23 protein-coding genes, 1 tRNA gene and 1 riboswitch are annotated in these 25,506 nt (G+C 68.9%); of the genes, 8 read left to right on the top strand and 16 right to left on the bottom strand.

Annotated features, from left to right (window positions below):
• Positions 1 to 148: 148 nt before the first annotated feature.
• Entirely contained in the window at positions 149 to 1,000 is an 852-nt protein-coding gene (locus PH203_RS14405; RefSeq protein ID WP_289920323.1) for a helix-turn-helix transcriptional regulator, read from the top strand.
• 334 nt (positions 1,001 to 1,334) lie between these two features.
• Here the strand turns inward: PH203_RS14405 and PH203_RS14410 are convergent, their stop codons facing one another.
• Complete coding sequence (locus PH203_RS14410; RefSeq protein ID WP_289920324.1) at positions 1,335 to 2,723, bottom strand: cystathionine beta-synthase; 1,389 nt, start codon at positions 2,721 to 2,723, stop codon at positions 1,335 to 1,337.
• A 148-nt stretch (positions 2,724 to 2,871) separates the two neighbouring features.
• On the opposite strand from PH203_RS14410, the gene PH203_RS14415 reads away from it, so the two are divergent.
• From PH203_RS14415 to PH203_RS14425, 3 genes are all read left to right on the top strand, one after another.
• On the top strand, positions 2,872 to 3,912 hold the full coding sequence (locus PH203_RS14415; RefSeq protein ID WP_289920325.1) for an SGNH/GDSL hydrolase family protein: 1,041 nt from the start codon (positions 2,872 to 2,874) through the stop codon (positions 3,910 to 3,912).
• A 189-nt stretch (positions 3,913 to 4,101) separates the two neighbouring features.
• Positions 4,102 to 5,319, top strand: a complete 1,218-nt coding sequence (locus tag PH203_RS14420) for an acetyl-CoA C-acetyltransferase (protein ID WP_289920326.1) — start codon at positions 4,102 to 4,104, stop codon at positions 5,317 to 5,319.
• Between the two features lie 293 nt (positions 5,320 to 5,612).
• Positions 5,613 to 6,407, top strand: coding sequence for a hypothetical protein (locus PH203_RS14425; RefSeq protein ID WP_289920327.1), 795 nt, complete (start codon positions 5,613 to 5,615; stop codon positions 6,405 to 6,407).
• A 32-nt stretch (positions 6,408 to 6,439) separates the two neighbouring features.
• Here the strand turns inward: PH203_RS14425 and PH203_RS14430 are convergent, their stop codons facing one another.
• Positions 6,440 to 6,721 carry a hypothetical protein gene (locus PH203_RS14430; RefSeq protein WP_289920711.1) on the bottom strand — a complete coding sequence of 94 codons (282 nt, stop codon included), beginning with the start codon at positions 6,719 to 6,721 and terminating at the stop codon, positions 6,440 to 6,442.
• 132 nt (positions 6,722 to 6,853) lie between these two features.
• On the opposite strand from PH203_RS14430, the gene PH203_RS14435 reads away from it, so the two are divergent.
• Complete coding sequence (locus tag PH203_RS14435) at positions 6,854 to 7,084, top strand: DUF4287 domain-containing protein (RefSeq protein WP_289920328.1); 231 nt, start codon at positions 6,854 to 6,856, stop codon at positions 7,082 to 7,084.
• A gap of 79 nt (positions 7,085 to 7,163) precedes the next feature.
• Here PH203_RS14435 and PH203_RS14440 read toward each other — a convergent pair whose 3' ends face one another.
• The 3 genes from PH203_RS14440 to PH203_RS14450 form a co-directional block, all read right to left on the bottom strand.
• On the bottom strand, positions 7,164 to 8,090 hold the full coding sequence (locus tag PH203_RS14440) for a Bax inhibitor-1/YccA family protein (protein WP_289920329.1): 927 nt from the start codon (positions 8,088 to 8,090) through the stop codon (positions 7,164 to 7,166).
• A gap of 219 nt (positions 8,091 to 8,309) precedes the next feature.
• Positions 8,310 to 9,485, bottom strand: a complete 1,176-nt coding sequence (locus PH203_RS14445) for a 4-hydroxybenzoate 3-monooxygenase (protein WP_289920330.1) — start codon at positions 9,483 to 9,485, stop codon at positions 8,310 to 8,312.
• A gap of 218 nt (positions 9,486 to 9,703) precedes the next feature.
• Positions 9,704 to 9,786, bottom strand: a tRNA-Leu gene (locus PH203_RS14450).
• 417 nt (positions 9,787 to 10,203) lie between these two features.
• On the opposite strand from PH203_RS14450, the gene PH203_RS14455 reads away from it, so the two are divergent.
• A complete protein-coding gene (locus PH203_RS14455; protein ID WP_289920331.1) occupies positions 10,204 to 11,004 on the top strand; it encodes an ABC transporter ATP-binding protein in 801 nt (266 codons plus the stop codon).
• Entirely contained in the window at positions 11,004 to 13,532 is a 2,529-nt protein-coding gene (locus PH203_RS14460) for an ABC transporter permease (protein WP_289920332.1), read from the top strand. The genes PH203_RS14455 and PH203_RS14460 overlap by 1 nt, the downstream gene beginning before the upstream one ends.
• 71 nt (positions 13,533 to 13,603) lie before the next feature.
• Here the strand turns inward: PH203_RS14460 and PH203_RS14465 are convergent, their stop codons facing one another.
• The 10 genes from PH203_RS14465 to PH203_RS14510 form a co-directional block, all read right to left on the bottom strand.
• The gene (locus PH203_RS14465) at positions 13,604 to 14,896 is read right to left on the bottom strand and encodes a cyclopropane-fatty-acyl-phospholipid synthase family protein (protein WP_289920333.1); all 1,293 of its coding nucleotides are present in this window, start codon (positions 14,894 to 14,896) and stop codon (positions 13,604 to 13,606) included.
• Positions 14,897 to 15,086: 190 nt separating this feature from the next.
• Entirely contained in the window at positions 15,087 to 16,484 is a 1,398-nt protein-coding gene (locus PH203_RS14470; RefSeq protein ID WP_289920334.1) for an NAD(P)/FAD-dependent oxidoreductase, read from the bottom strand.
• A 431-nt stretch (positions 16,485 to 16,915) separates the two neighbouring features.
• Positions 16,916 to 17,857 carry a Ppx/GppA phosphatase family protein gene (locus tag PH203_RS14475; RefSeq protein WP_289920335.1) on the bottom strand — a complete coding sequence of 314 codons (942 nt, stop codon included), beginning with the start codon at positions 17,855 to 17,857 and terminating at the stop codon, positions 16,916 to 16,918.
• Positions 17,854 to 18,384, bottom strand: coding sequence for a DUF501 domain-containing protein (locus tag PH203_RS14480; protein ID WP_289920336.1), 531 nt, complete (start codon positions 18,382 to 18,384; stop codon positions 17,854 to 17,856). Before PH203_RS14480 ends, PH203_RS14475 begins: the two co-directional genes overlap by 4 nt.
• A gap of 37 nt (positions 18,385 to 18,421) precedes the next feature.
• Positions 18,422 to 18,898 carry a septum formation initiator family protein gene (locus PH203_RS14485; protein WP_289920337.1) on the bottom strand — a complete coding sequence of 159 codons (477 nt, stop codon included), beginning with the start codon at positions 18,896 to 18,898 and terminating at the stop codon, positions 18,422 to 18,424.
• An 83-nt stretch (positions 18,899 to 18,981) separates the two neighbouring features.
• Positions 18,982 to 20,268, bottom strand: a complete 1,287-nt coding sequence (eno, locus tag PH203_RS14490; RefSeq protein ID WP_289920338.1) for a phosphopyruvate hydratase — start codon at positions 20,266 to 20,268, stop codon at positions 18,982 to 18,984.
• A gap of 287 nt (positions 20,269 to 20,555) precedes the next feature.
• Complete coding sequence (locus tag PH203_RS14495) at positions 20,556 to 21,239, bottom strand: transglycosylase family protein (RefSeq protein ID WP_289920339.1); 684 nt, start codon at positions 21,237 to 21,239, stop codon at positions 20,556 to 20,558.
• Between the two features lie 3 nt (positions 21,240 to 21,242).
• Positions 21,243 to 21,421, bottom strand: a riboswitch (cyclic di-AMP (ydaO/yuaA leader).
• A 194-nt stretch (positions 21,422 to 21,615) separates the two neighbouring features.
• On the bottom strand, positions 21,616 to 22,626 hold the full coding sequence (locus tag PH203_RS14500; protein ID WP_289920340.1) for a transglycosylase family protein: 1,011 nt from the start codon (positions 22,624 to 22,626) through the stop codon (positions 21,616 to 21,618).
• Positions 22,627 to 22,781: 155 nt separating this feature from the next.
• Entirely contained in the window at positions 22,782 to 23,177 is a 396-nt protein-coding gene (locus PH203_RS14505) for a hypothetical protein (RefSeq protein WP_289920341.1), read from the bottom strand.
• A gap of 21 nt (positions 23,178 to 23,198) precedes the next feature.
• Complete coding sequence (locus tag PH203_RS14510) at positions 23,199 to 23,540, bottom strand: hypothetical protein (protein ID WP_289920342.1); 342 nt, start codon at positions 23,538 to 23,540, stop codon at positions 23,199 to 23,201.
• A 75-nt stretch (positions 23,541 to 23,615) separates the two neighbouring features.
• On the opposite strand from PH203_RS14510, the gene PH203_RS14515 reads away from it, so the two are divergent.
• A complete protein-coding gene (locus PH203_RS14515) occupies positions 23,616 to 24,872 on the top strand; it encodes a cytochrome P450 (protein ID WP_289920343.1) in 1,257 nt (418 codons plus the stop codon).
• 93 nt (positions 24,873 to 24,965) lie between these two features.
• On the opposite strand, the gene PH203_RS14520 is transcribed toward PH203_RS14515, so the two are convergent.
• Positions 24,966 to 25,412 carry a hypothetical protein gene (locus PH203_RS14520; protein ID WP_289920344.1) on the bottom strand — a complete coding sequence of 149 codons (447 nt, stop codon included), beginning with the start codon at positions 25,410 to 25,412 and terminating at the stop codon, positions 24,966 to 24,968.
• Positions 25,413 to 25,506: the final 94 nt, after the last annotated feature.

A 25,506-nucleotide genomic window follows, 5' to 3' on the forward strand; every position in this document is an offset into this window, starting at 1 on the left:
GTGCTCCTAGGTGTAGGGAGTCCACCGGACGAGGTGCCCGGCGACACCGACAACCCTGCGCCGCCGCGCCCTCCCTACCCAGGGATGCGCTTTTCCTGGGTCTGCCAGTACCAGGTTCCGATCCCGTCCCTCCCCTACGATCGAACCCATGGACGGGGACCTTGGGGACTTTCTTCGCTCACGCCGCGCCCGCATCCAGCCGGAGGAGGTGGGCCTGGCCTCGCACGGGCGGCGCCGCGTACCCGGACTGCGCCGCGAGGAGGTGGCCCAGCTCGCGGGCGTCAGCGTCGACTACTACATCCGCCTGGAACAGGGCCGGGGCCCTGGGGGCACCTCCCGGACGAAGTCTGGGGGAGTCTCGGACGCGGTCCTGGACGCGATAGCCCGCGTACTGCGCCTGGACGAGACCGAGCACGCCTATCTGCACACGGTGGCCCGGCCGCCGAAAAAGACAGGCCGCCGCCGCGCTGCATCCCGTGTCCGCCCCGGCGTCCAGCTGCTGCTGGACACCATGGACCGGGCCCCGGCCTTCGTGCTCGGCCCCGGCATGGACGTCCTGGCCTGGAACGCCCTCGCCGACGCCGTGAGCGGCTTCAGCCGTATGCCTCCCGCCCGGCGCAACATCGCCCGCCAGCTCTTCCTGGAACCCGGGGGCCGCGAGCTCTACCCCGACTTCGCCGCGATCGCCGCCCAGACCGTCGCCCACCTGCGCCTGAGCGCGAGCACCCGCCCCGACGACGCCGGCGTGCGCGACCTGGTCGGCGAGCTCTCCCTCAAGAGCGAGGACTTCCGCCGACTGTGGGCCGACCACCAGGTCAAGGCATGCATGTACGGCGTGAAGCGCATCCAGCACCCGGCCGCGGGCCTGCTGACCCTCCCGTACGAGTCCCTGACCCTCCCGGAGTCCCCGGACCAGACGATGGTCATCTACACACCGGAACCGGGCTCGGAGACAGCGGAGAGGCTGGCGCTGCTGGGAAGCTGGGCGACCGCCCACTGAACGCGGGAAAAAATATGCGCGGGGACCGCCGCACCCCCGTTGCCGGGGGGCGGGACGACGGCGGTCCCCGCGAGGGACGTTGACCGGGTCAGGGCCGGGTCTCACGTCCGGCGTCCATGGAGGTCCGGGAGCCGCTCCGGAGGTCCTTGGACGTTCGGTGTCGGCGGGGGCGGGGAGCCGCTCCCGCCCTGCCGACACCCACTAATGTGCCGGACCCGTGTTAAGCGTGTGCTGCGTGGACGTGACACGCTCGTACCACTTCCGCGAAGTCGACCACTCCGCCAGGAAAACGAAAGTTCGTCTCCCGAACCGGCAGTTCACCGGAGGTTTGCCGTTACTTCCCGCTCTTGGCGAGGAAGGCCAGCAGGTCCTGCCGGCCGATCACTCCGGTGGGCTTGCCCTCGACCAGGACGATCGCCGCGTCGGCCTCGCCGAGCACGGCCATCAGGTCCGCGACCGGTTCGCCGGAGCCGACCTGGGGCAGCGGCGCCGACATGTGCTTCTCCAGCGGGTCCTCCAGCGAGGCCCTCTTGGTGAACAGCGCGTCGAGCAGCTCCCGCTCCACGACCGACCCGATGACCTCCGCCGCCATGACGTCCGGGTGACCGGCACCGGGCTTCACGATCGGCATCTGCGAGACGCCGTACTCGCGCAGGACGTCGATGGCCTGGCCGACGGTCTCGTCCGGGTGCATGTGGACGAGGGACGGGATGGCGCCGTGCTCCTTGTCGTTGAGGACGTCGGCGACGCGGGCGGACGGGCCCTCGTCCTCCAGGAAGCCGTAGTCGGCCATCCACTCGTCGTTGAAGATCTTGGAGAGGTACCCGCGGCCGCTGTCGGGAAGCAGCACGACGACGACGTCATCGGGGCCGAGCCGCTCGGCGACACGCAGCGCGCCGACGACGGCCATGCCGCACGACCCGCCCACCAGCAGCCCCTCCTCCTTCGCCAGGCGGCGGGTCATCTGGAAGGAGTCCTTGTCGGAGACCGGCACGATCTCGTCGGCGACGGTCCGGTCGTAGGCGGTGGGCCAGAAGTCCTCGCCGACGCCCTCGACGAGGTAGGGGCGGCCGGAGCCGCCGGAGTACACCGAGCCCTCGGGGTCGGCGCCGATGACCTTGACCTTGCCGCCGCTGGCGTCCTTCAGATAGCGGCCGGTGCCGGAGATGGTGCCGCCGGTGCCGACGCCCGCGACGAAGTGGGTGATCTTCCCCTCGGTCTGCTCCCACAGCTCGGGGCCGGTGGAGTGGTAGTGGGAGAGGGGGTTGTTGGGGTTGGAGTACTGGTCGGGCTTCCACGCGCCGGGCGTCTCGCGGACCAGGCGGTCGGAGACGTTGTAGTAGGAGTCCGGGTGCTCCGGGTCCACGGCCGTCGGGCAGACGACGACCTCGGCGCCGTACGCCCGCAGCACGTTGATCTTGTCGGTGCTCACCTTGTCGGGGCACACGAAGATGCACTTGTACCCCTTCTGCTGGGCCACGATGGCAAGACCGACGCCGGTGTTGCCGCTGGTCGGCTCGACGATCGTGCCCCCGGGCTTGAGCGCGCCGCTCTCCTCCGCCGCCTCGATCATGCGCAGGGCGATGCGGTCCTTCACGGAGCCGCCGGGGTTGAAGTACTCCACCTTGGCCAGGACGGTGGCCTGGATGCCTTTGGTGACGTTGTTGAGCCGCACCAGCGGGGTGTTGCCGACGAGGCTGATCATCGAGTCGTGGAATTGCACCGTTGTCTCCGGATGCTGCAAAAGATGTGGTCGTAGTGGTTCAGCCAGCCTAAAGCCCGAAGCGGTCGTTCACTTCCCGTTGAGATTGGACGACGGCCGGTACGGGGCAAGGAGTGGATGTACGGCTAAGAGGAGGTGGCGGCGACGTATGACGAGCATGTCGAGGGCGAGGGTGGCCCGGCGGATCGCGGCCGGCGCGGCGTACGGCGGCGGCGGGATCGGTCTGGTCGGGGCGGCGGCCATCGGGCTGGTGCTGGCGGAGGTGCAGCTGGCCAAGCGGCAGGTGGGCAACGGAAACGGTGCGTCGCCGCATGTGCCGAACGCGCAGGGGCTGTACGGCCTCTCCTACTCCACCCCGGGTGAGCCTCCCCTGCGGTTGACGATGCTGGGTGACTCGACGGCCGCGGGCCAGGGCGTGCGCCGCTCGGCGCAGACTCCGGGCGCGCTGCTGGCGTCGGGGCTCGCGGCGGTGGCGGAGCGGCCGGTGGACCTGCGCAATGTGGCGCAGCCGGGGGCCTGCTCCGACGATCTGGACCGTCAGGTGGCGCTGGTGCTCGCGGACCCCGGGCGGCTGCCCGACGTCTGCGTGATCATGATCGGGGCGAATGACGTCACCCATCGCATGCCGGCGACCCGTTCGGTCCGTCATCTCGCGGCGGCGGTGCGGCGGCTGCGTACGGCGGGCGCGGAGGTGGTGGTCGGTACCTGTCCGGACCTCGGGACGGTCGAGCAGGTCCAGCAGCCGTTGCGGTGGCTGGCCCGGCGGGCCTCGCGGCAGTTGGCGGCCGCCCAGACCATCGGCACGGTGGAGCAGGGCGGCCGCACCGTGTCGCTGGGGGACCTGCTGGGTCCGGAGTTCGCGGCGAACCCGCGCGAGCTCTTCGGGCCGGACAACTACCACCCCTCGGCGGAGGGGTACGCGACCGCGGCGATGGCGGTCCTGCCGACGGTCTGCGCGGCCCTGGGCCTGTGGCCTGCGGAGGAGGAGCGTCCGGACGTCTCCCGCCGCGAGGGCTTCCTGCCGGTGGCACGGGCGGCCGCGGAGGCGGTGGCGGAGCCGGGTACGGAGGTGACGGCGGCGATGCCGACCGGGCCGAAGGGACCGTGGGCCCTGCTGAAGAGGAGGCGCCGGCGCCGGGTACCGGAGCCGGAGGCGGCACCTTCGCCCACCAGCCCGTCCGGCGTTTGAGGACGGCGGCGGGCGCGGGGGCGGGTGTGGGGCCGGGTGTGGGGGCGCGAGCGGGAAAAGCAAGCGCTTAGAAAACTGCGGTCAGGGTCACACCCCCACACCCGTGACCTGGCCCATACGTACGGGTAACTTCCCAACCAGCCCTGCCCTCAGTACCCCGCAAGCACCCTGCACGCCAATGGAGCCGTCATGCCCGAAGCAGTGATCGTCTCGACCGCCCGCTCCCCCATCGGCCGCGCCGTCAAGGGCTCGCTGAAGGACCTGCGCCCCGACGACCTCACGGCCACGATCATCCAGGCCGCCCTCGCCAAGGTCCCCGAACTGGACCCGAAGGACATCGAGGACCTGATGCTCGGCTGCGGTCTGCCCGGCGGCGAGCAGGGCCACAACCTCGGCCGGATCGTCGCCGTGCAGATGGGCATGGACCACCTGCCGGGCTGCACCATCACCCGTTACTGTTCCTCCTCGCTCCAGACGACCCGCATGGCCCTGCACGCCATCAAGGCCGGCGAGGGCGACGTCTTCATCTCGGCCGGTGTCGAGATGGTCTCCCGCTACGCCAACGGCAGCTCCGACATGCCCAGCGGCCGCAACCCCCTCTTCGCCGAGGCCGAGGCCCGCACCGCCGAGGTCGCCCAGCAGGAGGGCACCAGCTGGCACGACCCGCGTGAGGACGGGCTGCTCCCCGACCCCTACATCGCGATGGGGCAGACGGCGGAGAACCTCGCCCGCCTCAAGGGCGTCACCCGCCAGGACATGGACGAGTTCGGCGTCCGCTCGCAGAACCTCGCCGAGGAAGCCATCAAGAACGGCTTCTGGGAGCGCGAGATCACCCCGGTGACCCTGCCCGACGGCACGGTCGTCAGCAAGGACGACGGCCCCCGCGCCGGCGTCACCATGGAGGGCGTCGCGGGCCTCAAGCCGGTCTTCCGCCCCGACGGCCTGGTCACCGCGGGCAACTGCTGCCCGCTCAACGACGGCGCCGCCGCGGTCGTGATCATGTCCGACACCAAGGCCCGCGAGCTCGGCCTCACCCCGCTCGCCCGCATCGTGTCGACCGGCGTCTCGGGCCTGTCCCCCGAGATCATGGGCCTCGGCCCGGTGGAGGCGTCCCAGCAGGCGCTGCGCCGCGCGGGTCTGACCATCGACGACATCGACCTGGTGGAGATCAACGAGGCGTTCGCCGCCCAGGTGATCCCGTCCTACCGCGACCTCGGCATCGACCTGGACAAGCTGAACGTCAACGGCGGCGCCATCGCCGTCGGCCACCCCTTCGGCATGACGGGCGCCCGCATCACCGGCACGCTCATCAACTCCCTCCAGTTCCACGACAAGCAGTTCGGCCTGGAGACGATGTGCGTCGGCGGCGGCCAGGGCATGGCGATGGTCATCGAGCGCCTCAGCTGACCGAAGCCGGCGAAGCCGGTCAACTGCCCGTAGTCTTACGGGTACCGCCTGTGACGCTTAGGCCCAGAACCCTTGAACCACCAGGGTTCTGGGCCGATTTGTGATCCAATCTCCCCCAGGATGTGACCTATCTCCCTCGACGGGGGTATTTACGCAGGTCAGAGCCGTTCTCACACTAAACCCCGGGCCCAAAGTCCTGCCCGTTTCGTGACGTTACGCACTGACAGCGGGATAGTCCGCCCTTCAAGCTGATGTAGGAAGTCGGGGGTCGACTTTGAACCGGGAGTACGTCAGTGAGCGCCATGCCGATCGCCTTGCTGGTCACCACGGCCGCTACGGGCGCCGTGGGCGTCGCCGTCCTGCGCACCCTCTTGAAGCTGCGCCGGCAGGTGGCGGCCCTGCACACCCAGCTCGCCGAGAGCACCGCGGCCGCCGCCGCGCGCGGTCTCGTGCCGGCCGCCCGCCACTCCGCCGACGCCGCTGAGATACGCGCCGCCGTCGCCGAGGCGCTCGCCGAGGAGCGGGAGCGGGAGCTCGCCGAGGCGCGGGCGTTCTGGGCCGCCCAGGAGGCCCGTGACGCCTCCGACGCGCCGAGCCTGCTCGGTCTGCCCGACAGCGAGCTGTTCCTGCCCCGGCAGGCCGATTTCGTGGGTCTGGAGCCGCTGGAGCCGGTCGCCGAGCCGGCCGTCGACGCCGACGAGTTCGCCGGGGACTCCCCCGAACTCGCCGCGGCCCGCCGCCGCCACCCCTCGCACCCGGACTTCGTGCCGGTGCAGTCGCCGGTGGTGAACGACCATGAGCGCACGGTGGCCACCCTCGAAGAACTCGCCGCCGGCCGCGTGGAACTGGCCGACGTCCGCCCGGGCCCGCTCGGCACCCTCGACGTCTATGTCTTCGCCGACGGCACCACCCTGTGCATGACCCCGGGCCACAAGGAGACGGCGGAGCGTCTGGCCGCGGCCCTGACGGCCGGCGAGACCCCGATACTGCTGGGCGGCTCGGGAGTGTCGGGCGCGTACACCCTGACCTTCGCCTGCGGCGAGGAGAACGTCTACATCCTGGCGGACCGGGTCATAGCGTCCCTGTAGTCAGAGACCGACGGCATCAGACACCGGCGCAGTCAGACACCGGCCCTCTTCTGGGCGTCCTCGACCAACCGCACAGCTTCGTCCACCTGGCCCTCGTCCGTGAGTACGAGGGCCAAGTCATGCACGGCGACGGTGATTTGGTCCGCCGCGGCGAACATCCCGGCGTCCGGCATCTCGCGAGGCTCGCTCAAGGGATCTTCGAGAAGCTGCGCCCGGCGGGTCAACTCCCTGGCCAGACCCAGTGCCTCGGCGGCGGCCCCCCTCTGCAGCCGACTCTGCGGGGCCGCACGGAGACGGTCGGCAAAGTGATCCACTGCTTGGGTCAAACGCGCTGTATCGGCCACGCCGCAACCGTACGCGCCTCACCGGGACTGTTGCCAACACGCAAACGGTCAGGCACGGTGACCTGAAGGACCGGCTTACATCCCATGCGTCCGGAGGCGCCGATGTCCCAAGTCTTCTCCGAGGAGACCCACCGCAATCTGCTCGCCCGCATCCCCCATTGCACCGGTCGTGAAGTGTCCGACTGGCTCCGCACCGTCGAAGAAGGCCCGGCCCTCTTCCGCTTCGAGGAAAAGGTCAGCTGGCTCCGCCACGAACACAACCTCGCGTACGGCCACGCGAAAGCTCTCATCCACGAGTACGACCTGAGGAGGGCCGCGCGCAAATTCCTCTAGGCGCGCACCGACGACGAAGGGCCCCGGGACGAACCCGGGGCCCTTTTACGCACGCGAGGCTTCAGCCGCGCGAGGCGTGCTAGTCGTTGCTGTTGAGGATCGCGATCAGCCTCAGGAACTCGAGGTAGATCCAGACCAGCGTCATCGTCAGACCGAAGGCCGCCAGCCAGGCCTCCTCGCGGGGGGCACCGTAGGCGATGCCGTCCTCGACCTGCTTGAAGTCGAGGGCGAGGAAGCACGCACCGAGCAGGACGCCGATGATGCCGAAGACGATGCCGAGGCCGCCGCTGCGGAAGCCGAGGCCGTCACCGCCGCCGAAGACGGCGAACAGCAGGTTCACCATCATCAGCAGGACGAAGCCGAGCGCGGCCGCCATCACGAAGCCGTAGAACCGGCGGTTGACGCGGATCCAGCCCGCCTTGTACGCCACGAGCACCGCGGCGAACACGGCCAGGGTTCCGATCACGGCCTGCATGGCCGCACCGCTGGCGATCCGGTTGTCGACGACGCTGGAGACGACACCGAGGAAGACACCCTCGAACGCGGCGTACGACACGATCAGCGCGGGCGAGGCCTTGCGCTTGAAGGACTGGACGAGCGCCAGGACCATGCCGATCAGGGCGGCGCCGATGGCGATGCCGTACGACCGGCCGATGTTGGCGTCGTCGACCGGCAGGGCCGCCCAGGCGACCGCGGCGGTGACGACCAGGACGCCGAGCGTCGTGGCGGTGCGCAGGACGACGTCGTCCATCGTCATCCGGCCGGTGGTGGCCGGGGCCTGCGGCGGCGCGCCGTGCTGCAGGTCCTGCTGGGCGTAGGGGTTCTGCGCGTACGGGTTCTGCGCGTAGGGGTCCGCCTGCGGCTGGGCATACGGGTTGCCCTGCGCGTAGGGGTTGCCCTGCGTGCCTACAGCGGCGCCCCCGGCCTGCGGCTGGGCGTTGAAGCCCGCGTAGCCGTTGTCGCGGCTGAACCCCCGTCGCGAGAAGACCGGGTTGCTGCTCCTCATTTCACTCCTCCATGGCCACTGTGTGTGGGCCTTGGCTCAAGAGTAATAGGTAGGCAAAGGATTGACCCTAGTGCTTGGGGAGGATCTTTCCCTTGTACTGCTCGGCAACACGCTACGCGGCCCGGTGATTCCCAGCCACGTAGGGGGCAGGTTCATGACCATTTCGGTACATGAGCTGGTCCGGCGCGCGAGCCGTCACCCGGTCCGTCACCCGGTTCGTCACTCGAAGGGGAACCCGGTGTACCCCTCGGCGAGGTCGGTCTCGGCGGCCCTCGATCCGGCGATCCGTTCCAGCCGCGCCATCTGGAGCCGGTCCTCGAAGCCGGTGGACTCGGGGGCCCGGTGCAGCAGCGTCGTCATGTCGTACGAGAACCGCTCGGCCTGCCACACCCGGCGCAGACAGGTCTCCGAGTAGGCGTCGAGGAGCTCGTCCGAACCGGTGTCCCTCCGGTGCGTCAGCGCCCGCGCGAAGGTGACGACGTCACCGACGGCGAGATTCAGGCCCTTCGCCCCGGTCGGCGGCACGATGTGGGCGGCGTCCCCGGCGAGGAAGAGCCGTCCGTGCCGCATGGGCTCATGGACGTACGACCGCATGGGTGTGACGGACTTCTGGGTGATGGGACCTCGTTCCAGCCGCCAGTCGTCGTCGGTCTCGAAGCGGCGCTCCAGCTCGTCCCAGATCTCCTCGTCGCTCCAGCTCTCGGCGTCGGTGCCCTCGGGTACCTGGAGGTAGAGCCGGGAGACGGAGGGCGAGCGCATGGACAGCAGGGCGAAGCCGCGGTCGTGGCGGGCGTAGACGAGTTCGTCGTGGGAGGGCGGCACATCGGCGAGGATGCCGAGCCAGCCGAAGGGGTACGTCCGCTCGAAGACGCGGGTGAGCTCCTCGGGGATCGCCTTGCGGGCGACGCCCCAGAATCCGTCGCAGCCGACGACGTAATCGCACTCCAGGACATCCTCACGCCCCTCGTGCCGGAACCGGATGCGCGGGCTGTCGCCGTCGGCCCCTTCGACGGCCAGCGCCTCCGCCTCGAAGAGCAGCGGACCGCCGTCCTTCAGCTGGAGGGCGATGAGGTCCTTGCAGACCTCGGTCTGGGCGTAGACCATCACGGACCGGCCACCGGTGAGGGCGGGAAAGTCGACGCGGTGCCGCTTCCTGTCGTACCGCAGCTCGATCCCGTCGTGCCGCAGCCCCTCGCGGTCCATCCGCTCCCCGGCCCCGGCCGCCCGCAGCACGTCCACGGTCCCCTGCTCCAGGATCCCGGCGCGCTGCCGCTGCTCGACGTAGGCGCGGTCGCGGCTTTCGAGTACGACCGAGGCGATGCCGGCGTTGTGGAGCAGCCGGGCGAGGAGGAGGCCGGCGGGGCCGGCTCCGATGATGCCGACGGTGGTGCGCATCGGTCGTTCCCTTCGGGTGGGCGTCATTGCCGCTGCTGATCGTTCTGCTGCGTTCGGCTTGCTGTGCTCGGTTTGCCATGTTCGCTCAGTGAAGTTTTCTTCACCATCTTCCGCCATGAGTCTGCGCCGGTTTCCGCACGACTGTCAACGGTCGATGTATTGAAAGGAGGATGCCGCCGGAAGCGGTGTCTGCCTACGGCATCTGGAAGGGTCGGAGGTGCCCGGAACCGGACTTGAACCGGTACGCCCGCGAGGGGCAGCGAGGTTTAAGCTCGCCGTGTCTGCATTCCACCATCCGGGCAGGCCATGGGCTCCGCGTCGAGGTTCGAGCCTATCGGGATACATCCCCCGAACAGCGGACGGGCGGACCGATGTTGTCTTATTTTATTGACGTCTGAGGGTGCATCAGCCCCTGGAACGGGCCATCCGCACTTGCCAATAGCCTTACGCGCGACGGCCGCCCGCGCATGCGGAATGACGGAATTTCACCGCTTGAACGAGGGGGCTCCACCTGTTCTCGACCGGGCGTCCGTCAAGGGCTTCCGTCAGGGGCTTCCGTCATCCCCAGGTATGACACGGCCCGGTCCGGTCAGACCCAAGTCGCCCCCCGGAACCGGAACAGCGGGTGACTACACGGCGCTGAGCCGCCGAGACGATGGATTCACATCCCACGAACCATCCCTCGAACGCATCGTCGTACCGTCAGGAGCGCCCACCAGTGACCACCACTCCCATCGCCGACCGGACCACCGCCGTGGCCGCTCGCGCCACGGATCTGTCGAAGATCTACGGACAGGGCGAGACCCAGGTGGTCGCCCTGGACCGGGTCTCCGTCGACTTCCGGCAGGCCGAGTTCACCGCGATCATGGGCCCGTCCGGGTCCGGCAAGTCCACGCTGATGCACTGTGTGGCCGGACTGGACACCTTCTCCTCCGGGTCCGTGCGCATCGGGGACACCGAGCTGGGCTCCCTGAAGGACAAGCAGCTCACCAAGCTCCGCCGGGACAAGATCGGCTTCATCTTCCAGGCGTTCAACCTGCTGCCGACGCTCACCGCGATCGAGAACATCACGCTGCCCATGGACATCGCGGGCCGCAAGCCGGACCGGCAGTGGCTGGACAGCGTGATCCAGATGGTCGGCCTCAAGGACCGTCTCTCGCACAGGCCTTCACAGCTCTCCGGCGGCCAGCAGCAGCGCGTCGCCGTCGCCCGCGCCCTCGCCTCCAAGCCCGACATCATCTTCGGCGACGAGCCCACCGGAAACCTCGACTCCCGCTCCGGCGCCGAGGTGCTGGGCTTTCTCCGCAACTCCGTGAGGGAGTTGGGGCAGACCGTCGTGATGGTGACCCATGACCCCGTGGCGGCCGCATACGCCGACCGGGTCGTCTTCCTCGCCGACGGGCGGATCGTGGACGAGCTGTACCGGCCCACCGCCGACAGCGTCCTCGACACGATGCGCCTCCTTCCTGGGGGAAACCCCCAGACCCCCGAGTTCGACGCGAAGGGCCGTACCTCCTGATGTTCCGCACCGCCCTGCGCAATGTCCTCGCGCACAAGGCACGCCTCCTCATGACCGTCCTCGCCGTGCTGCTCGGCGTGGCCTTCGTGTCGGGGACGCTGGTCTTCACCAACACCCTCTCCAACGCCCTGCAGAACAGCAGCGCCAAGGGCTACGACCAGGTTGACGTGGCCGTGCAGCCCAACTACCAGGAGAGCAAGGGCGACAAGGTCGGCAAGAACCCCGAACTCACCCAGGCGCTCCTCGACAGGAGCGCCAAGGTGGACGGGGCCGCGTCGGCCGTCGGGGTCGTGGGCGGCTTCACCGCCATCGCCGACAAGGACGGCAAGCTCATCGGCGGCGGCTTCCAGTCGCAGGGCGGGAACTACTGGGGTGACAAGGACCCCCGGTACCCGCTTGAGGAAGGCGTCGCACCGCACGGCGAGAACCAGGTCGCCATCGACTCCGAGACCGCGAAGCGCGCCGGGTACAAGGTCGGCGACACCATCCGCATCTCCGTCGACGGGCCCGTCCTCACCCCCACCGTCACCGGCGTCTTCACCACCGACGACGGCAATGTCGCCGCCGGCGGCAGCCTCGCGCTCTTCGACACGGCCACCGCCCAGAAGCTGTTCGGCAAGCCGGGCACGTACGACGAGATCGATGTGAAGGCCGCGGCCGGTACGTCCCAGACGGCGCTGAAGGCCGCCCTGGACAAGGCGCTCCCGATGAACCTCGTCGAGACGACCACCGGGCAGCGACTCGCCGACGACCAGGCCGAGGTCATCGCCTCGTCGATGTCGGGGCTGAAGCAGGGTCTGCTGGTCTTCGCGGGCATCGCGCTCTTCGTCGGTACGTTCATCATCGCCAACACCTTCACGATGCTGGTCGCCCAGCGCACCAAGGAGCTCGCGCTGCTGCGGGCGGTCGGTGCCTCGCGGCGCCAGGTGACGCGGTCGGTGCTGGTGGAGGCGTTCGTGGTCGGCGCGGTCGCCGGGGTGGCCGGTCTGGTCGCGGGTATCGGCATCGGTGCCGGGCTGCGATCGCTCATGGGCGTCCTGGGGGCGACCGTCCCGGACGGGCCGCTGATCATCTCCGGCGGCACGGTCGCCACCGCCCTCGCGGTCGGCATCCTCATCACGATGCTGGCGGCGTGGCTGCCGGGCCGCCGGGCGGCGAAGATCCCGCCGGTCGCCGCGATGAGCAGCGTCCACGCGCAGGCGACGACCAAGTCGCTGGTGCTGCGCAACACACTGGGCGCGCTGTTCGCCGGGGCGGGTGTCGCCGTGGTCCTCGCGGCCACCTCGATGGAGGGCTCCGACGGTCAGGCTCCGATGGGCATCGGCGCGGTGCTGCTGATCATCGGCGTGTTCATCCTGACCCCGCTGCTGTCCCGCCCGCTGATCGCGGCCGCCGCGCCGGCCTTGAGGATCTTCGGCACGGCGGGCAAGCTGGCCCGCCAGAACTCGGTCCGCAACCCCCGTCGTACGGCCGCCACGGCCTCCGCTCTGATGATCGGCCTGACCCTCATCACGGGCATGACGGTGATGGCGGGCAGCCTGCAGAAGTCGATCGACAAGATGGCGTCCGCGGCGATCCGCGCCGACTACGTGGTGTCGATGGCGAACGGCAACGAGCTCTCGCCGGACGTGGCGAAGGAGTTGACGCAGGTCGACGACGTCACCGACGTCAGCCCCATGCGCAACTCCCCCTCGCGCATCGATGGTGAGACGGAGTACCTCACCGGCGTCAACGGAGCCTCCTTCGGCAAGCTGACCGACCTCAAGGTCGACAGCGGCACGTTCGAGGTGGGCGGCACGCAGGTCGTCGTGGACTCCGACCGCGCCAAGGAGCAGGGCTGGAAGGCCGGTTCGAGCTTCACCGTCGCCTACGAGGACGGCAAGAAGCAGCGGCTGACGGTCGCCGGGGTCTACGAGGGCAACGAGTTCTTCAGCGGCATCCTCCTCGACAACGCCACCCTCACCCCCCATCTGACGGACAGCGCCGACATGATGGTCATGGTGAAGACGGCCGACGGGGCGTCGAGCGCGACCAAGGACAAGCTGGAGAAGGCCCTCGGCTCCAACCCGGCCATCAAGGTCCAGAGCAAGCAGGACCTCTCCGACGACATCGCGCAGATGTTCACGCTGATCCTGAACATGGTCTACGGCCTGCTCGCCATGGCGGTGATCGTCGCCGTCCTCGGTGTCATCAACACCCTGGCCATGTCGGTCTTCGAGCGCTCCCAGGAGATCGGCATGCTCCGCGCGATCGGCCTGGACCGCAGGGGCATCAAGCGGATGGTCCGCCTGGAGTCCCTGGTGATCTCCCTGTTCGGCGGCGTCCTCGGCATCGGCCTCGGCGTGTTCTTCGGCTGGGCGGCCGGCGAACTGCTGGGCACGCGCATGGCGACGTACGAACTCGTCCTGCCCTGGGGCCGGATGGCCCTCTTCCTCGTCGGCGCGGCGGCGGTCGGCGTCCTGGCGGCCCTGTGGCCGGCCCGGCGCGCGGCGAAGCTGAACATGCTGACGGCCATCAAGTCGGAATAGCCGTACGGCGATGAGGGGCCCGCCACGTCCGAGTGGCGGGCCCCTTCTGTCTGTTCACAGCAAGCCGGCGGTCAGTTCCAGGTACGGGCCCGCAGCGGCAGCCCGGAGGCGCCCGACTTCGGTGTGCGGACGGCCAGGACCTGGTTGACGCCGATGCGGTTGCGCTCGAAGGCGAGCGCGCAGGCGGCCATGTAGAGGAGCCAGACACGGGCGCGGCCGGGGCCCGCGAGGCGCAGGGCCCGCGGCCAGTCGGCCTGGAGGTTCGTGACCCACTGGCGCAGGGTGAGGGCGTAGTGCTCGCGGATCGACTCGACGTCGCGGACCTCGAACCCGGCGCGTTCGAGCTGGGTGACGGTGGTGCCGAGGGGGGCGAGTTCGCCGTCGGGGAAGACGTAGGCGTCGATGAACTCGTCCACGTGGTACGTCGACTCGTCGCGCTGCGGACGGCGGGCGATCTGGTGGTTGAGGAGCCGGCCGCCGGGCGCGAGAAGGGCGTACAGGTCGCGGGCGTACTCCAAGTACCGTTCCGCGCCCACGTGTTCGGCCATCCCGATGGAGGAGATCGCGTCGAACGGCCCGTCGCTGACGTCCCGGTAGTCCTGTACGCGGATCTCGATCCGGTCGGCCAGCCCCTCCTCGGCGACGCGCTTGCGGGCGTACGCGGCCTGTTCGTGGGAGAGGGTGATGCCGATGACGCTCACGCCGTGCTCGCGGGCGGCGTGGATCGCCATCGAGCCCCAGCCGCATCCGACGTCGAGGAGTCGCTGACCGGGTGTCAGGGCGAGCTTGCGGCAGACGAGTTCGAGCTTGTCGCGCTGGGCGTCCTCCAGGGTGCCCTCGGGGGTCTCCCAGTAGGCGCACGAGTAGACCATCGACGGGCCGAGGACGATCTCGTAGAAGTCGTTGCCGACGTCGTAGTGGTGGCTGACGGCGCGTTTGTCGGTGTGCTTGGTGTGGAGGTGGCCGCGGCGCCTGCGGACCTCCTCGGGGGGCGGGGCGGGCGGCAGCGGAAGTCCGCCGAGCTTCACCAGGCCGCGCAGGGCGGCGCGTACGTCGGGGTCGCGCAGCGCCTCGGCGGTGCTCCGGGCGTCCTCGTCGCGCTCCCAGACGAGGCCCGCGATGAGGTCGAGGGCGGTGTAGAGATCGCCCTCGATGTCGAGTTCGCCGGCGACCCAGGCACGGGCGAGGCCGAGTTCTCCGGGCTTGAACAGCAGCCGGCGGACGGCACGGCGGTTGCGTACGACGAGCGCGGGCGCGTCCGGCGGGCCCGCCTGCGAGCCGTCCCAGGCGCGGATACGCACCGGGAGGGGAGCTCCCAGCAGTTGTTCCAAGAGGGTCTTGAGCCGCAGCGCGGCGTCAGCCATGGCGCACACCTCCGTGACGAGGATCCCGGAATTGTCCACTTACGTAAACAAGACAGGGCCCGTCGTCCAGTCCCGCCGCGCCGTCATGATCGGGCAAAGAAGCTGCAGCGCACACGTGTGCACGACGCCGAAGGGGCCGCCCGCACCACGGATGGCGGGCGGCCCCTTCGGGCTGTGCGGTGACCGGAGGTCAGGAAGCCTTGGCCTTCTCGGCGGCGGGCTTCTCCTCGGCCTTGGCCGCGACCGGCGCGGGCGCCGGCTTTGCGGCCTCGTAGAACTCCTCGCGCGGCGTCTCCAGGGCACCCAGCGCGACGACCTCGCGCTTGAGGAACATGCCGAGGGTCCAGTCGGCGAAGACGCGGATCTTGCGGTTCCAGGTCGGCATGGCCAGACCGTGGTAGCCGCGGTGCATGTACCAGGCGAGACGGCCCTTGAGCTTGATCTTCATCTTGCCCATGACGATCATCGCGACGCCCTTGTGGAGGCCGAGACCGGCCACCGCACCCTTGTTGGAGTGCGCGTACTCCTTCTGCGGGAAGCCCCGCATGCCGGAGACCACGTTGTCGCCGAGGACCTTGGCCTGACGCAGCGCGTGCTGGGCGTTCGGCGGGCACCAGGCGTTCTCGACACCGGCCTTGCGGGCGGCCATGTCCGGGACCTGGGCGTTGTCGCCGGCGGCCCAGATGTAGTCGGTGCCCTGGACCTGGAGGGTGGCCTGGGTGTCGACGTGGCCGCGCGGGCCCAGCGGGAGGCCGTAGCGGGACAGGACCGGGTTCGGCTTGACGCCGGCGGTCCACACGATGGTGTTGGAGTCGACCTCGAGGCCGTTCTTCAGCACGACGTGGCCGTCGACGCAGGAGTCCATCGAGGTGGAGAGGTAGATCTCCACGCCGCGGCTCTCCAGGTGCTCCTTGCCGTAGGCGCCCAGCTTGGGGCCGACCTCGGGAAGGATCTTGTCGGCGGCGTCGACGAGGATGAAGCGCATGTCCTCACGGGACACGTTCTTGTAGTACTTGGCCGCGTCGCGGGCCAGGTCCTCGACCTCACCGATGGTCTCCGCACCGGCGAAGCCGCCGCCGATGAAGACGAAGGTGAGCGCCTTGCGGCGGATCTCCTCGTCGGTGGTGGAGTCGGCCTTGTCGAGCTGCTCGAGGACGTGGTTGCGCAGGCCGATGGCCTCCTCGATGCCCTTCATGCCGATGCCCTGCTCGGCGAGGCCGGGGATCGGGAAGGTGCGGGAGACCGCGCCGAGGGCGACGACCAGATAGTCGAAGGGCAGCTCGTACGCCTCGCCGACCAGCGGGGCGATCGTGGCGACCTTGCGGTCCTGGTCGATGGTGGTGACCCGGCCGGTGAGAACCTCCGCCTTCGGCAGCACGCGTCGCAGCGGGACGACGACATGGCGCGGGGAGATGTTGCCGGCGGCGGTTTCGGGGAGGAAGGGCTGGTAGGTCATGTACGACCGGGGGTCGACGACCGTGACGGTCGCCTCGCCGTAGCGCATCTTCTTGAGGATGCGCCGAGCTGCGTACAGGCCTACGTACCCACCGCCTACTACGAGGATCCTGGGACGCTCCGTGGTGCTCATGCCCTCGAGTATCCACCCGCCCCAGGGGGGTCGCTCGTGCGCCCCTTCACAAGCTCTTGGAAGGGGTGTGTTATCCTCCGCGACCCACGTGATCCAGGTCATGGCGTGAATCGGGAACCACCGTATAGGGCGACCCGTTGTCAATGCCGCGTGAGCTGCCTCTCTGGCTCGCCGAGGGGGTCGTGAGCCTCTCGAAATCTCTGCTCGCGAAGGCCTCCGCGACCACCCTCCCGCACCCCTTCTGAACACGTTCAAGGGGCTGTTGGCCCCTCGGAAGGGTCAGCCGGGCTCTTTTCCTGGTTCCACAGGGCGGAATTCCTTGTGAAGAACTTCACGAACTTTTCCGGCGGCGCGCGACGAAGGGGCCCCGAAGGGCCCCTCAGACGCGCTCAAACGTTGTTCTGCCTGCTCAGCAGAGGGCCGCGGACCGCTTACGCGATCGACCACGCGATGCCGTCGAGGATGTCGTGCTCGCTCACGACGACCTCCTCGGCCCCGATCCGCTCCATGATCGACAGCAGTACGAGGGCGCCCGCGGCGATGACGTCCACGCGGCCCGCGTGCATGGAGGGCACGGCCGCTCGCTCCGCGTGGGTGGAGTGCAGCAGCCACTCGGTGATCTCACGGACCCTGTCACGGGAGACCCGGGAGTGGTGGATGCGCTCGGAGTCGTACTCGGGCAGCTCCTGCGCGATCGCCGACACCGTCGTCACGGACCCGGCCAGGCCCACCAGCGTCCGCGCCTCCCGCAGCGGGACCGTCTCCTCGGCGAGGTCCAGGGCGGCCTCGATGTCGGCCCGCATGGCGGCGATCTGCGCCTCGGAGGGCGGGTCGGTGACGGCACCGTCCACGACCAGGTGCCGCTCGGTCATCCGCACACAGCCGACGTCGACGGAGCGGGCCGCCCGTACATGGTCGTCGCCGACCACGAACTCGGTCGAACCGCCGCCGATGTCCACGACCAGGTAGGGCTTGGCGAGGTGGTCGCTGCCCCTGAGCTCCTTGGTGGCGCCGGTGAAGGAGAACTCGGCCTCCTGGTCGCCCGTGATGACCTCGGGTTCGACACCGAGGATGTCCAGCACCCCGCGCACGAACTCGTCCCGGTTCTCCGCGTCCCTGGACGCCGAGGTCGCGACGAAGCGCAGCCGCTCCGCCCCGTGCTCCTTGATGACCGCCGCGTACTCACGGCAGGCGGCGAAGGTCCGCTCCAGCGCCTCGGGAGCCAGCCGCCCGGTGCGGTCGACGCCCTGGCCGAGCCGCACGATCGTCATACGGCGGTCGAGGTCGACGAGTTCACCGGTGATCGGGTCACAGTCGGCGACGAGGAGGCGGATGGAGTTCGTACCGCAGTCCACGGCGGCTACCCGGGTCACTGGGCGGCCTCCTCGGCGGAGATCACGCACGTGCCCTTGCGCCACCACTCCGGCAGCATCGCGAGGGCCTCGTCGCCGAGCGGGTTCACGCCGGGGCCCGCGGCCAGGGAGTGCGCCACGAGGACGTGCAGGCACTTCACCCGGTCCGGCATGCCGCCCGCGCTCGGGAAGCCCTTTAGCTCCTCGATCTCGTCCCGGCGCCGGATGTAGTCCTCGTGCGCGGCACGGTAGGCGGCCGCCAGCTCGGGGTCCTTCTCCAGCCGCTCGGTCATCTCCTTCATCACGCCGTTCGCCTCCAGCGTGCCGATGGCGGAGTTCGCCTTCGGGCACGTCAGGTAGTACAGCGTCGGGAAGGGGGTGCCGTCGGGCAGACGGGGGGCCGTCTCCACCACGTCCGGCTGCCCGCAGGGGCACCGGTGCGCGATCGCACGCAGCCCGCGCGGCGGACGCCCCAGCTGCTGCTTGAAGGCCTCGACGTCGGCCTCGGTGGGCTCGGTGCGCTCAGTGGTCGGCGGGGGCGTTTCCATGCCTGTCTTTCTCTGGGTCAGGTACTGCGGTTCAGGTTCACTGGTCGGCGGCGTCGGACTTGTCGACGCCGTCCCAGACGTTCGAGTACCAGGGGCGGTCCGCCGCCCCCAGGTCGGCGCGCGACTGCCGCGCCGCGCCCGGGTCGACGACGATGAACCCCGTCTCCCCCGGCATCACATAGTGCAGCCGCTCACGGATCCGCTGCTCGGCGTACGCGTCGTCCTGCCACCGCGCCTTGAGGTCCCGCAGCTGCTCGACCCGCTGCCGGGCCTGCTCCTGCTGCCGCTGCAGATCCGCGATCTCGGCGCGCTGGGAGACGTACTGCCTTATCGGATAGGCGAGCGCGACCACCAGCGAGCACACGACGAGGGCGAGCAGGGCCGCGCGGCCGGTGAGCCGGGAGCGGCGGGCCTGCCGCTTGGTCTGGGAGCGGTAGACCCGGGCCGCGGTCTGCTCGCCGAGCAGCCGGATCCGGGTCGCGGTGGAGAAACGGTCCCGGTCCTTGACGGCCATCTCTCACTCCCGTTCACACGCGCGTACGTCCCCGCACACGGTACGGGACCGGGTACGGGGACGTACGTACGACTGGCTAGCCCTTAGCCCTTGAAGCGCGGGAAGGCGCTGCGGCCGGCGTACACCGCGGCGTCGTCGAGGATCTCCTCGATGCGCAGCAGCTGGTTGTACTTGGCGACGCGGTCCGAGCGGGCCGGGGCGCCGGTCTTGATCTGGCCGCAGTTCACGGCGACGGCGAGGTCGGCGATGGTGACGTCCTCGGTCTCGCCGGAGCGGTGGGACATCATGCACTTGAAGCCGTTGCGCTGGGCCATCTCGACGGCGTCCAGGGTCTCGGTCAGCGAGCCGATCTGGTTGACCTTGACGAGCAGGGCGTTGGCGGAGCCCTCCTCGATGCCGCGGGCCAGGCGCTCGGGGTTGGTGACGAACAGGTCGTCGCCGACGATCTGGACCTTGTCGCCGAGCTTGTCGGTGATGACCTTCCAGCCGGCCCAGTCGTCCTCGAACAGCGGGTCCTCGATGGAGACGAGCGGGTACGCGGAGACGAGCTCCTCGTAGTACTCGGTCATCTCGGCGGCCGAGCGGGACTTGCCCTCGAACTCGTACTTGCCGTCCTTGTAGAACTCGGACGCGGCGACGTCGAGGGCGAGCGCGATCTGCTCGCCGGGGACGTAACCGGCCTGCTTGATGGCCTCGACGATGAGGTCGAGGGCGGCGCGGTTGGACTCCAGGTTCGGGGCGAAGCCGCCCTCGTCGCCGAGGCCGGTGGACAGGCCCTTGGTCTTCAGCACCTTCTTGAGGGTGTGGTAGACCTCGGCGCCCCAGCGCAGCGCCTCGGAGAAGGACTCCGCGCCGATCGGGGCGATCATGAACTCCTGGATGTCCACGTTGGAGTCGGCGTGCGAGCCGCCGTTCAGGATGTTCATCATCGGAACGGGCAGCAGGTGCGCGTTCGGGCCGCCCAGGTAGCGGAAGAGCGGGAGGTCGCTGGCCTCGGAGGCGGCGTGGGCGACGGCGAGCGAGACACCGAGGATGGCGTTGGCGCCGAGGGAGCCCTTGTTGTCGGTGGCGTCCAGGTCGAACATCGCCTGGTCGATCAGGCGCTGCTCGGTGGCGTCGTAGCCGACCAGCTCCGGGCCGATCTGCTCGATGACGGCGAGGACGGCCTTCTCGACGCCCTTGCCCTGGTAGCGGTTCGGGTCACCGTCGCGGAGCTCGATGGCCTCGAAGGCGCCCGTGGAGGCGCCGGAGGGGACGGCGGCACGACCCGTGCTGCCGTCGTCGAGGCCGACCTCGACCTCGACCGTGGGGTTGCCTCGGGAGTCCAGGATTTCCCGGGCTACGACGACGTCGATGGACGGCACGAGCATCTCCTTCTTCAATGTGACGCGGGTACGCAGACCGCGTTGGCTCTGCGAGACGAGCCTAACCGGCTCCGGGGGATCCACCAGCCGGTCGACCGCCCCATGGACAGAACCGAGCGTAAATTGTTTCTGCACGGAACAAAAACGTCCGGGGAAACGCACGCAAAAAGCCCCGCCCCGGTGCGTACGGGGGAACACGCACCGGAGCGGGGAGCCCGTGGGGACGGGGGGACCCTCACGAGGCCTTCAGTATGAGGACCACGGATGTGAGGGCACTGTGGTTCAGCCGAGTCCTACTTGAGGTGCAGCTGCTGACCCGGGTAGATGAAGTCGGCGTCGTCGATGATGTCCTTGTTCAGCTGGAACAGCTTCTGCCAGCCACCCTTGACGTCGTGCTTCTCGGCGATGGCGCTGAGGGTGTCACCCTTGACGACCTTGTACTCGCCGTCACCCTTCTTGACCTTCTTGCCGGTCGGGGTGGAGACGGTCTTCTTGGCCGCCTCGCGCTCGGTGGAGCGGGAGGTGCTCTGCTGCCCGGACGAACGGGTGCTGGTGCCGCTGTCGCTCGACGAGCCGCTGGAGGAGCTGCCGCCGCCGGTGTACGCGGCTCCGGACAGGCCCTTGCCGCAGACCGGCCAGGCACCCTTGCCCTGGCCCGCGAGGACCTTCTCGGCGATCTGGATCTGCTGGGCCTTGGAGGCCTGGTCGGCGGTGGAGGCGTACGCCGTGCCGCCGTACGCGGCCCAGGTGGAGGCGGAGAACTGCAGACCGCCGTAGTAACCGTTGCCGGTGTTGATGGTCCAGTCGCCGCCGGACTCGCACTGGGCGACGGCGTCCCACTCGGAGGCGGTGGCGGCGGAGGCGCTGCCGGCCGCCATCAGCGGGGCGGCGATGGCGACACCGGTGACGCCGGCGAGCGCGGCGGCGCGGGTGGCCTTGGACGGACGACGGTGCTTGCCCTTGCCGGAAAACAGCATGGTGGATCCCCTCACCGACGCCTGCGAGGTGAGCTGTCGGGTTCGGGCCGGTTGAGTTGCCCGGCCGCGCACACTCGCCTTGCGGCGCGCTGCGCGGCTTCACCCCAAGCCGGTCCAGCGTGAACTGCTGGGCCCGGCGCTTACCTTGGGTCCCCCGCTCCTGCCTACGGCGCTTGACGCGACGACTGTTCCCGTACGGCCGCTGGCAGGATTCGGCGTTGCGGCAGCCGGGGCTCGTGGTGACGAGCGGTGTTGACCGTAGACACGGAACCCGGGGGATTTCAAAGACGATCAGGGCTTCTGAGACTCATCCCACACTTTCACCAAACCGGACATTTAATGCGAAGTGTGGCGCGAACTCTCGTTCCTTTTGGCCCTATTCAGCACCGAGTACGAGGGTCTGGCCGGGCCGGATGTCGCTCGGGTCGGCGCCGATGACCTGCTCGTTCGCGGCGTAGAGGCGGCGCCATCCGCCGTCGAGGCCAAGGGAGTCGGCGATGGAGGCGAGGGTGTCGCCGGCGCGGACGGTGTACGAGCTCTCGTCGGCGCTCGCGCCGCGGTGCTTGCCGGTGCCCTTGGCGACGTCTTCGGCGGCGCGCCCGGCGGCGTTCTCGGTGGCGTTCTCAGCGGCGTCCTCCGTGACACTCTCGGCGCCGTCGAGGGCGCCGGTGTCGACGAGGGCCGAAGAGCCGCCTTCCTGCCAGGAGTTGTCCGATTCATCACTCTCTGTCGGAGATGCGGACAGGCTGTCGGAAGGCTGCGGGCTCTCCGCACCGGAGCCGGAACCGTCAGAATTGGCGGAATTGTCCGCTTCGTTCGACGCTGAGGCGGAAGCACTCGGATCGACGGAGGGTGCGTCCGACGAGCCCGACGACCCGGAGGAGTTGGACAGACCGGACGAAACGGATGAATCAGAGGAGTCGGATGATCCGGAGGAATCAGAGGAACCGGACCCTTCGGACGTCGAGGGGGTGCTGCTCGCGACACCGGTGTCGACGTCGGCCGAGCCGGAGTCCTGACTCAGCCCGTTGAGCAGCCCGCAGGTGCCCCAGACGCCGACGCCCTGGTCCGCGAGGACCTTCTCGGCGATGGATATCTGCTGGTTGCGGCTGGCGAGGTCCGGGCTCGTGGCGTAGTCGAGACCGCCGTACCTCTCCCAGTTCTTCTGGGTCAGATTGAGTCCGCCGAAGTAGCCGTCCCCGTCGTTCGCACTCCAGGAGCCGCCGGTCTCGCACTTGGCGACCTTGTCCCACGTACCGCCGTCGGCCGCGCTGGCGCCGGTGGCGGCGAGCAGCGGGATCGCGATGGCGGAGCCGGTCACGCCGGCCGCGACGAGAAGTGCCGGAGCCTGGCGGGGGCGACGGTGACGACCGTTCCCGGTGAGCATGCGGGGGCCTTTCGCGAGACAGCAGTGACCTGCGCGGCGGGTGGAGCGGGTCGTCGCGCTGATGCGTGAACGTATCGGCAGACGATCACTTGTCACAAGTTAATGCCGCGTAGATCACGTGAAGATCACAGGCTTGAGGGTGTGTCACCTTTGCATCACTGGGGCAGGCAGCCGGCGGACGTCGCAAGCCGAGCGGCCCCAAGCTGAACGGTCACCACGAGCGGCGGCAGGGACGGCCGCCTGTATGCATCGGTTCCGATGGTGTCGGCCTCCAGGACCTTCATGACCTCCGGCCATGCGCCCTTCTGCCACCAGGAGAGTTGACGCACGCGAATCGGGTCGACGGGGCCCACGTGCTGGGCATTTCCCGTCGTACTTGCTGGTGAAGTCTGGCGGCACCTTGGTGCCGGTCGGGCGAGCGTCCGCTGTTCCCGGAACTCCGCCAACTGGGCCTCAAGTGCCTTGACGGAGGCCTTGAGCACCTCTGAGTGAACGCCGAGACGCACGTACTCGGGAATGCGCACCTCGATCAGGTGCTCGTGTTCAGCCATCCTGATCGTTAGATCGGCAACTCACTTCTCGTACTTCTCCTTGTCTCCAGGAAGCCCATTCAGGTCCCTGGCAAGGCCGTCCAGCCGTTCGATGGCCACATCCCTTGGAAGTTCTTCTGCTTCGAGGAGTCTGGCCAGTTCCTTCCAGGCAGCGCTCTCGATGTCGTCGGCCTCCAGGTGGGGATCACGACACGGGAGATCCTTGAGGATCCCCTTGCATCGATACGTGCGGCCTGCAACGCCGATCTTCACCGGGTCACCATGGACGGGGAAGCCGTCGTCGCCGCAGCGGGTTCTGTTCTTTCCGGTGCCTCGGTCCGTCCGCCGGTAGATGACACAGCCCTGGGGAACTTCACCGGTCACTCTGTGCACTTGAAGGGGAAGTGCACCACTCGACGATCTCACTCATGTGGCACCGTTCCCGGTACCGTCACCCCCGTGAATGCCCCGAACACCGAACCCGAGCTCTTCAACTGGCAGTTCGCCGCAGACCCCTACCCTTCCTACGCCTGGCTCCGCGAACACTCGCCGGTGCACCGCACCACACTTCCCAGCGGGGTGGAAGCGTGGCTGGTCACCCGGTACACGGATGCCAAGCAGGCGCTCGCCGACCAGCGGCTCTCCAAGAACCCCGTGCACCATTCCGAAGACGCGCGGGGCAAGAGCAAGACGGGCATCCCAGGAGAGCGCAGCGCCAACCTCATGACCCATCTGCTCAATATCGACCCGCCGGACCACACACGACTTCGCCGGCTCGTCTCCAAGGCTTTCACGCCCAGGCGCGTGGCCGAGTTCGCGCCCCGAGTGCAGGAGCTGACCGACCACCTCATCGACCAGTTCGCGCAGAAAGGAAGCGCAGACCTTATCCACGAGTTCGCGTTCCCCCTCCCCATCTACGCCATCTGCGACCTGCTCGGCGTCCCCAGCGAGGACCAGGATGACTTCCGGGACTGGGCGGGGATGATGATCCGGCATCAGGGGGGACCACGGGGAGGCGTCGCACGGTCCGTGAAGAAGATGCGCGTCTATCTCGCCGAGCTGATCCATCGCAAACGGCAGGCGCTTCCCAACACCCCGGCCCCCGGCGAAGACCTCATCTCCGGGCTCATCCGCGCTTCCGACCACGGCGAGCACCTCTCCGAGAACGAAGCGGCGGCTATGTGCTTCGTGCTGCTGTTTGCCGGTTTTGAAACCGTCATCAACTTGATCGGTAACGGCACGTACGCGCTGCTGCGCAACCCGAAGCAGCGGGCAAAACTACAGAGATCGATCGAGAGTGGCGAACAAGAGCTGCTCGACAGCGGCGTCGAAGAACTCCTCCGCTACGACGGCCCCGTCGAGCTGGCGACGTGGCGCTACGCGACCGAACCACTGGAAATCGGCGACCGCCTGATCTCTTCCGGCGATCCCGTGCTCGTGGTCCTCGCCGCCGCGAATCGTGATCCCGCCCGGTTCGCACAGCCAGACGTACTCGACCTCAACCGTCAGGACAACCAACACCTCGGCTACGGACACGGCATCCACTACTGCATCGGCGCTCCGCTCGCCCGGCTCGAAGGCCGCACCGCGCTGGCCACCTTGCTGCGCCGTCTACCCGATCTCAAACTCGCCGCCGATCCAGCGGACTTGCGCTGGCGAGGCGGTCTGATCATGCGCGGGCTGAGGAACCTCCCGGTGGAGTTCACCGTCGTCTGATCAGGCCACGGCTCGCACACCATTCATGGCCGGATGGTGCACCTGATGCGGGAAACATGCTCGCAGAGAGGTCGAGAAGCGTGCCAACACGTACTACTTGACCGTATTCGACCTCTTACCCTGGTTCAGCTTCTTGTCGGGGCGGCCCGGACGACGCAGGCGAGCGAGAGCATCCTGAGCCGCCGCGGCCACCTGTTCCCAGTTCTCGGCGTCGTTCTGAGCAGGGGCGTGCCAGGACATCAGCAGCTCACCCAGATCGTAGGCCGCTTCGGTGACGCCGGCCTTCGCCGCCTCCCCCAGCCAGTACTCGGCCCGGTCCCGCAGCAGACGGCCGAGGCGCCCTGCCGCAACAGGGTCACCCGCCTCGGCGGCAGCCTCAAGGAGTGGTATCGCCGCCAGATGGTCATGCCTGGCGGCGAGGCGGAAGCCAGCAACGGCCATCGCCAAGGAATGACCAGCCGCAGCAGCTTGCTGGTACCACCTCAATGACTCGTCATCATTGTCGGCAGTCTCGTCGTCGAGGACGCCGAGCATGAACATGGCGTCGGCATCGCCCTCGTCCGCCCTGCGGACGAGCAAACGGCATGACCCGCTGTTCCCAGGCGTACGAGCCCATCGCAGACACGAGAACCCC

The organism is Streptomyces sp. S.PB5, from assembly GCF_030403745.1.
GTDB lineage: Bacteria > Actinomycetota > Actinomycetes > Streptomycetales > Streptomycetaceae > Streptomyces.

What these genes read in the sequence shown, in the direction of transcription:
- PH203_RS14405 (WP_289920323.1), top strand. Translation starts at nt 149, where the DNA reads ATGGACGGGGACCTTGGGGACTTTCTTCGCTCACGCCGCGCCCGCATC.
- PH203_RS14415 (WP_289920325.1), top strand. Translation starts at nt 2,872, where the DNA reads ATGACGAGCATGTCGAGGGCGAGGGTGGCCCGGCGGATCGCGGCCGGC.
- PH203_RS14420 (WP_289920326.1), top strand. Translation starts at nt 4,102, where the DNA reads ATGCCCGAAGCAGTGATCGTCTCGACCGCCCGCTCCCCCATCGGCCGC.
- PH203_RS14435 (WP_289920328.1), top strand. Translation starts at nt 6,854, where the DNA reads ATGTCCCAAGTCTTCTCCGAGGAGACCCACCGCAATCTGCTCGCCCGC.
- PH203_RS14440 (WP_289920329.1), bottom strand. Translation starts at nt 8,090, where the DNA reads ATGAGGAGCAGCAACCCGGTCTTCTCGCGACGGGGGTTCAGCCGCGAC.
- PH203_RS14445 (WP_289920330.1), bottom strand. Translation starts at nt 9,485, where the DNA reads ATGCGCACCACCGTCGGCATCATCGGAGCCGGCCCCGCCGGCCTCCTC.
- PH203_RS14460 (WP_289920332.1), top strand. Translation starts at nt 11,004, where the DNA reads ATGTTCCGCACCGCCCTGCGCAATGTCCTCGCGCACAAGGCACGCCTC.
- PH203_RS14465 (WP_289920333.1), bottom strand. Translation starts at nt 14,896, where the DNA reads ATGGCTGACGCCGCGCTGCGGCTCAAGACCCTCTTGGAACAACTGCTG.
- PH203_RS14470 (WP_289920334.1), bottom strand. Translation starts at nt 16,484, where the DNA reads ATGAGCACCACGGAGCGTCCCAGGATCCTCGTAGTAGGCGGTGGGTAC.
- PH203_RS14480 (WP_289920336.1), bottom strand. Translation starts at nt 18,384, where the DNA reads ATGGAAACGCCCCCGCCGACCACTGAGCGCACCGAGCCCACCGAGGCC.
- PH203_RS14485 (WP_289920337.1), bottom strand. Translation starts at nt 18,898, where the DNA reads ATGGCCGTCAAGGACCGGGACCGTTTCTCCACCGCGACCCGGATCCGG.
- eno (WP_289920338.1), bottom strand. Translation starts at nt 20,268, where the DNA reads ATGCTCGTGCCGTCCATCGACGTCGTCGTAGCCCGGGAAATCCTGGAC.
- PH203_RS14495 (WP_289920339.1), bottom strand. Translation starts at nt 21,239, where the DNA reads ATGCTGTTTTCCGGCAAGGGCAAGCACCGTCGTCCGTCCAAGGCCACC.
- PH203_RS14500 (WP_289920340.1), bottom strand. Translation starts at nt 22,626, where the DNA reads ATGCTCACCGGGAACGGTCGTCACCGTCGCCCCCGCCAGGCTCCGGCA.
- PH203_RS14505 (WP_289920341.1), bottom strand. Translation starts at nt 23,177, where the DNA reads ATGGCTGAACACGAGCACCTGATCGAGGTGCGCATTCCCGAGTACGTG.
- PH203_RS14520 (WP_289920344.1), bottom strand. Translation starts at nt 25,412, where the DNA reads ATGTTCATGCTCGGCGTCCTCGACGACGAGACTGCCGACAATGATGAC.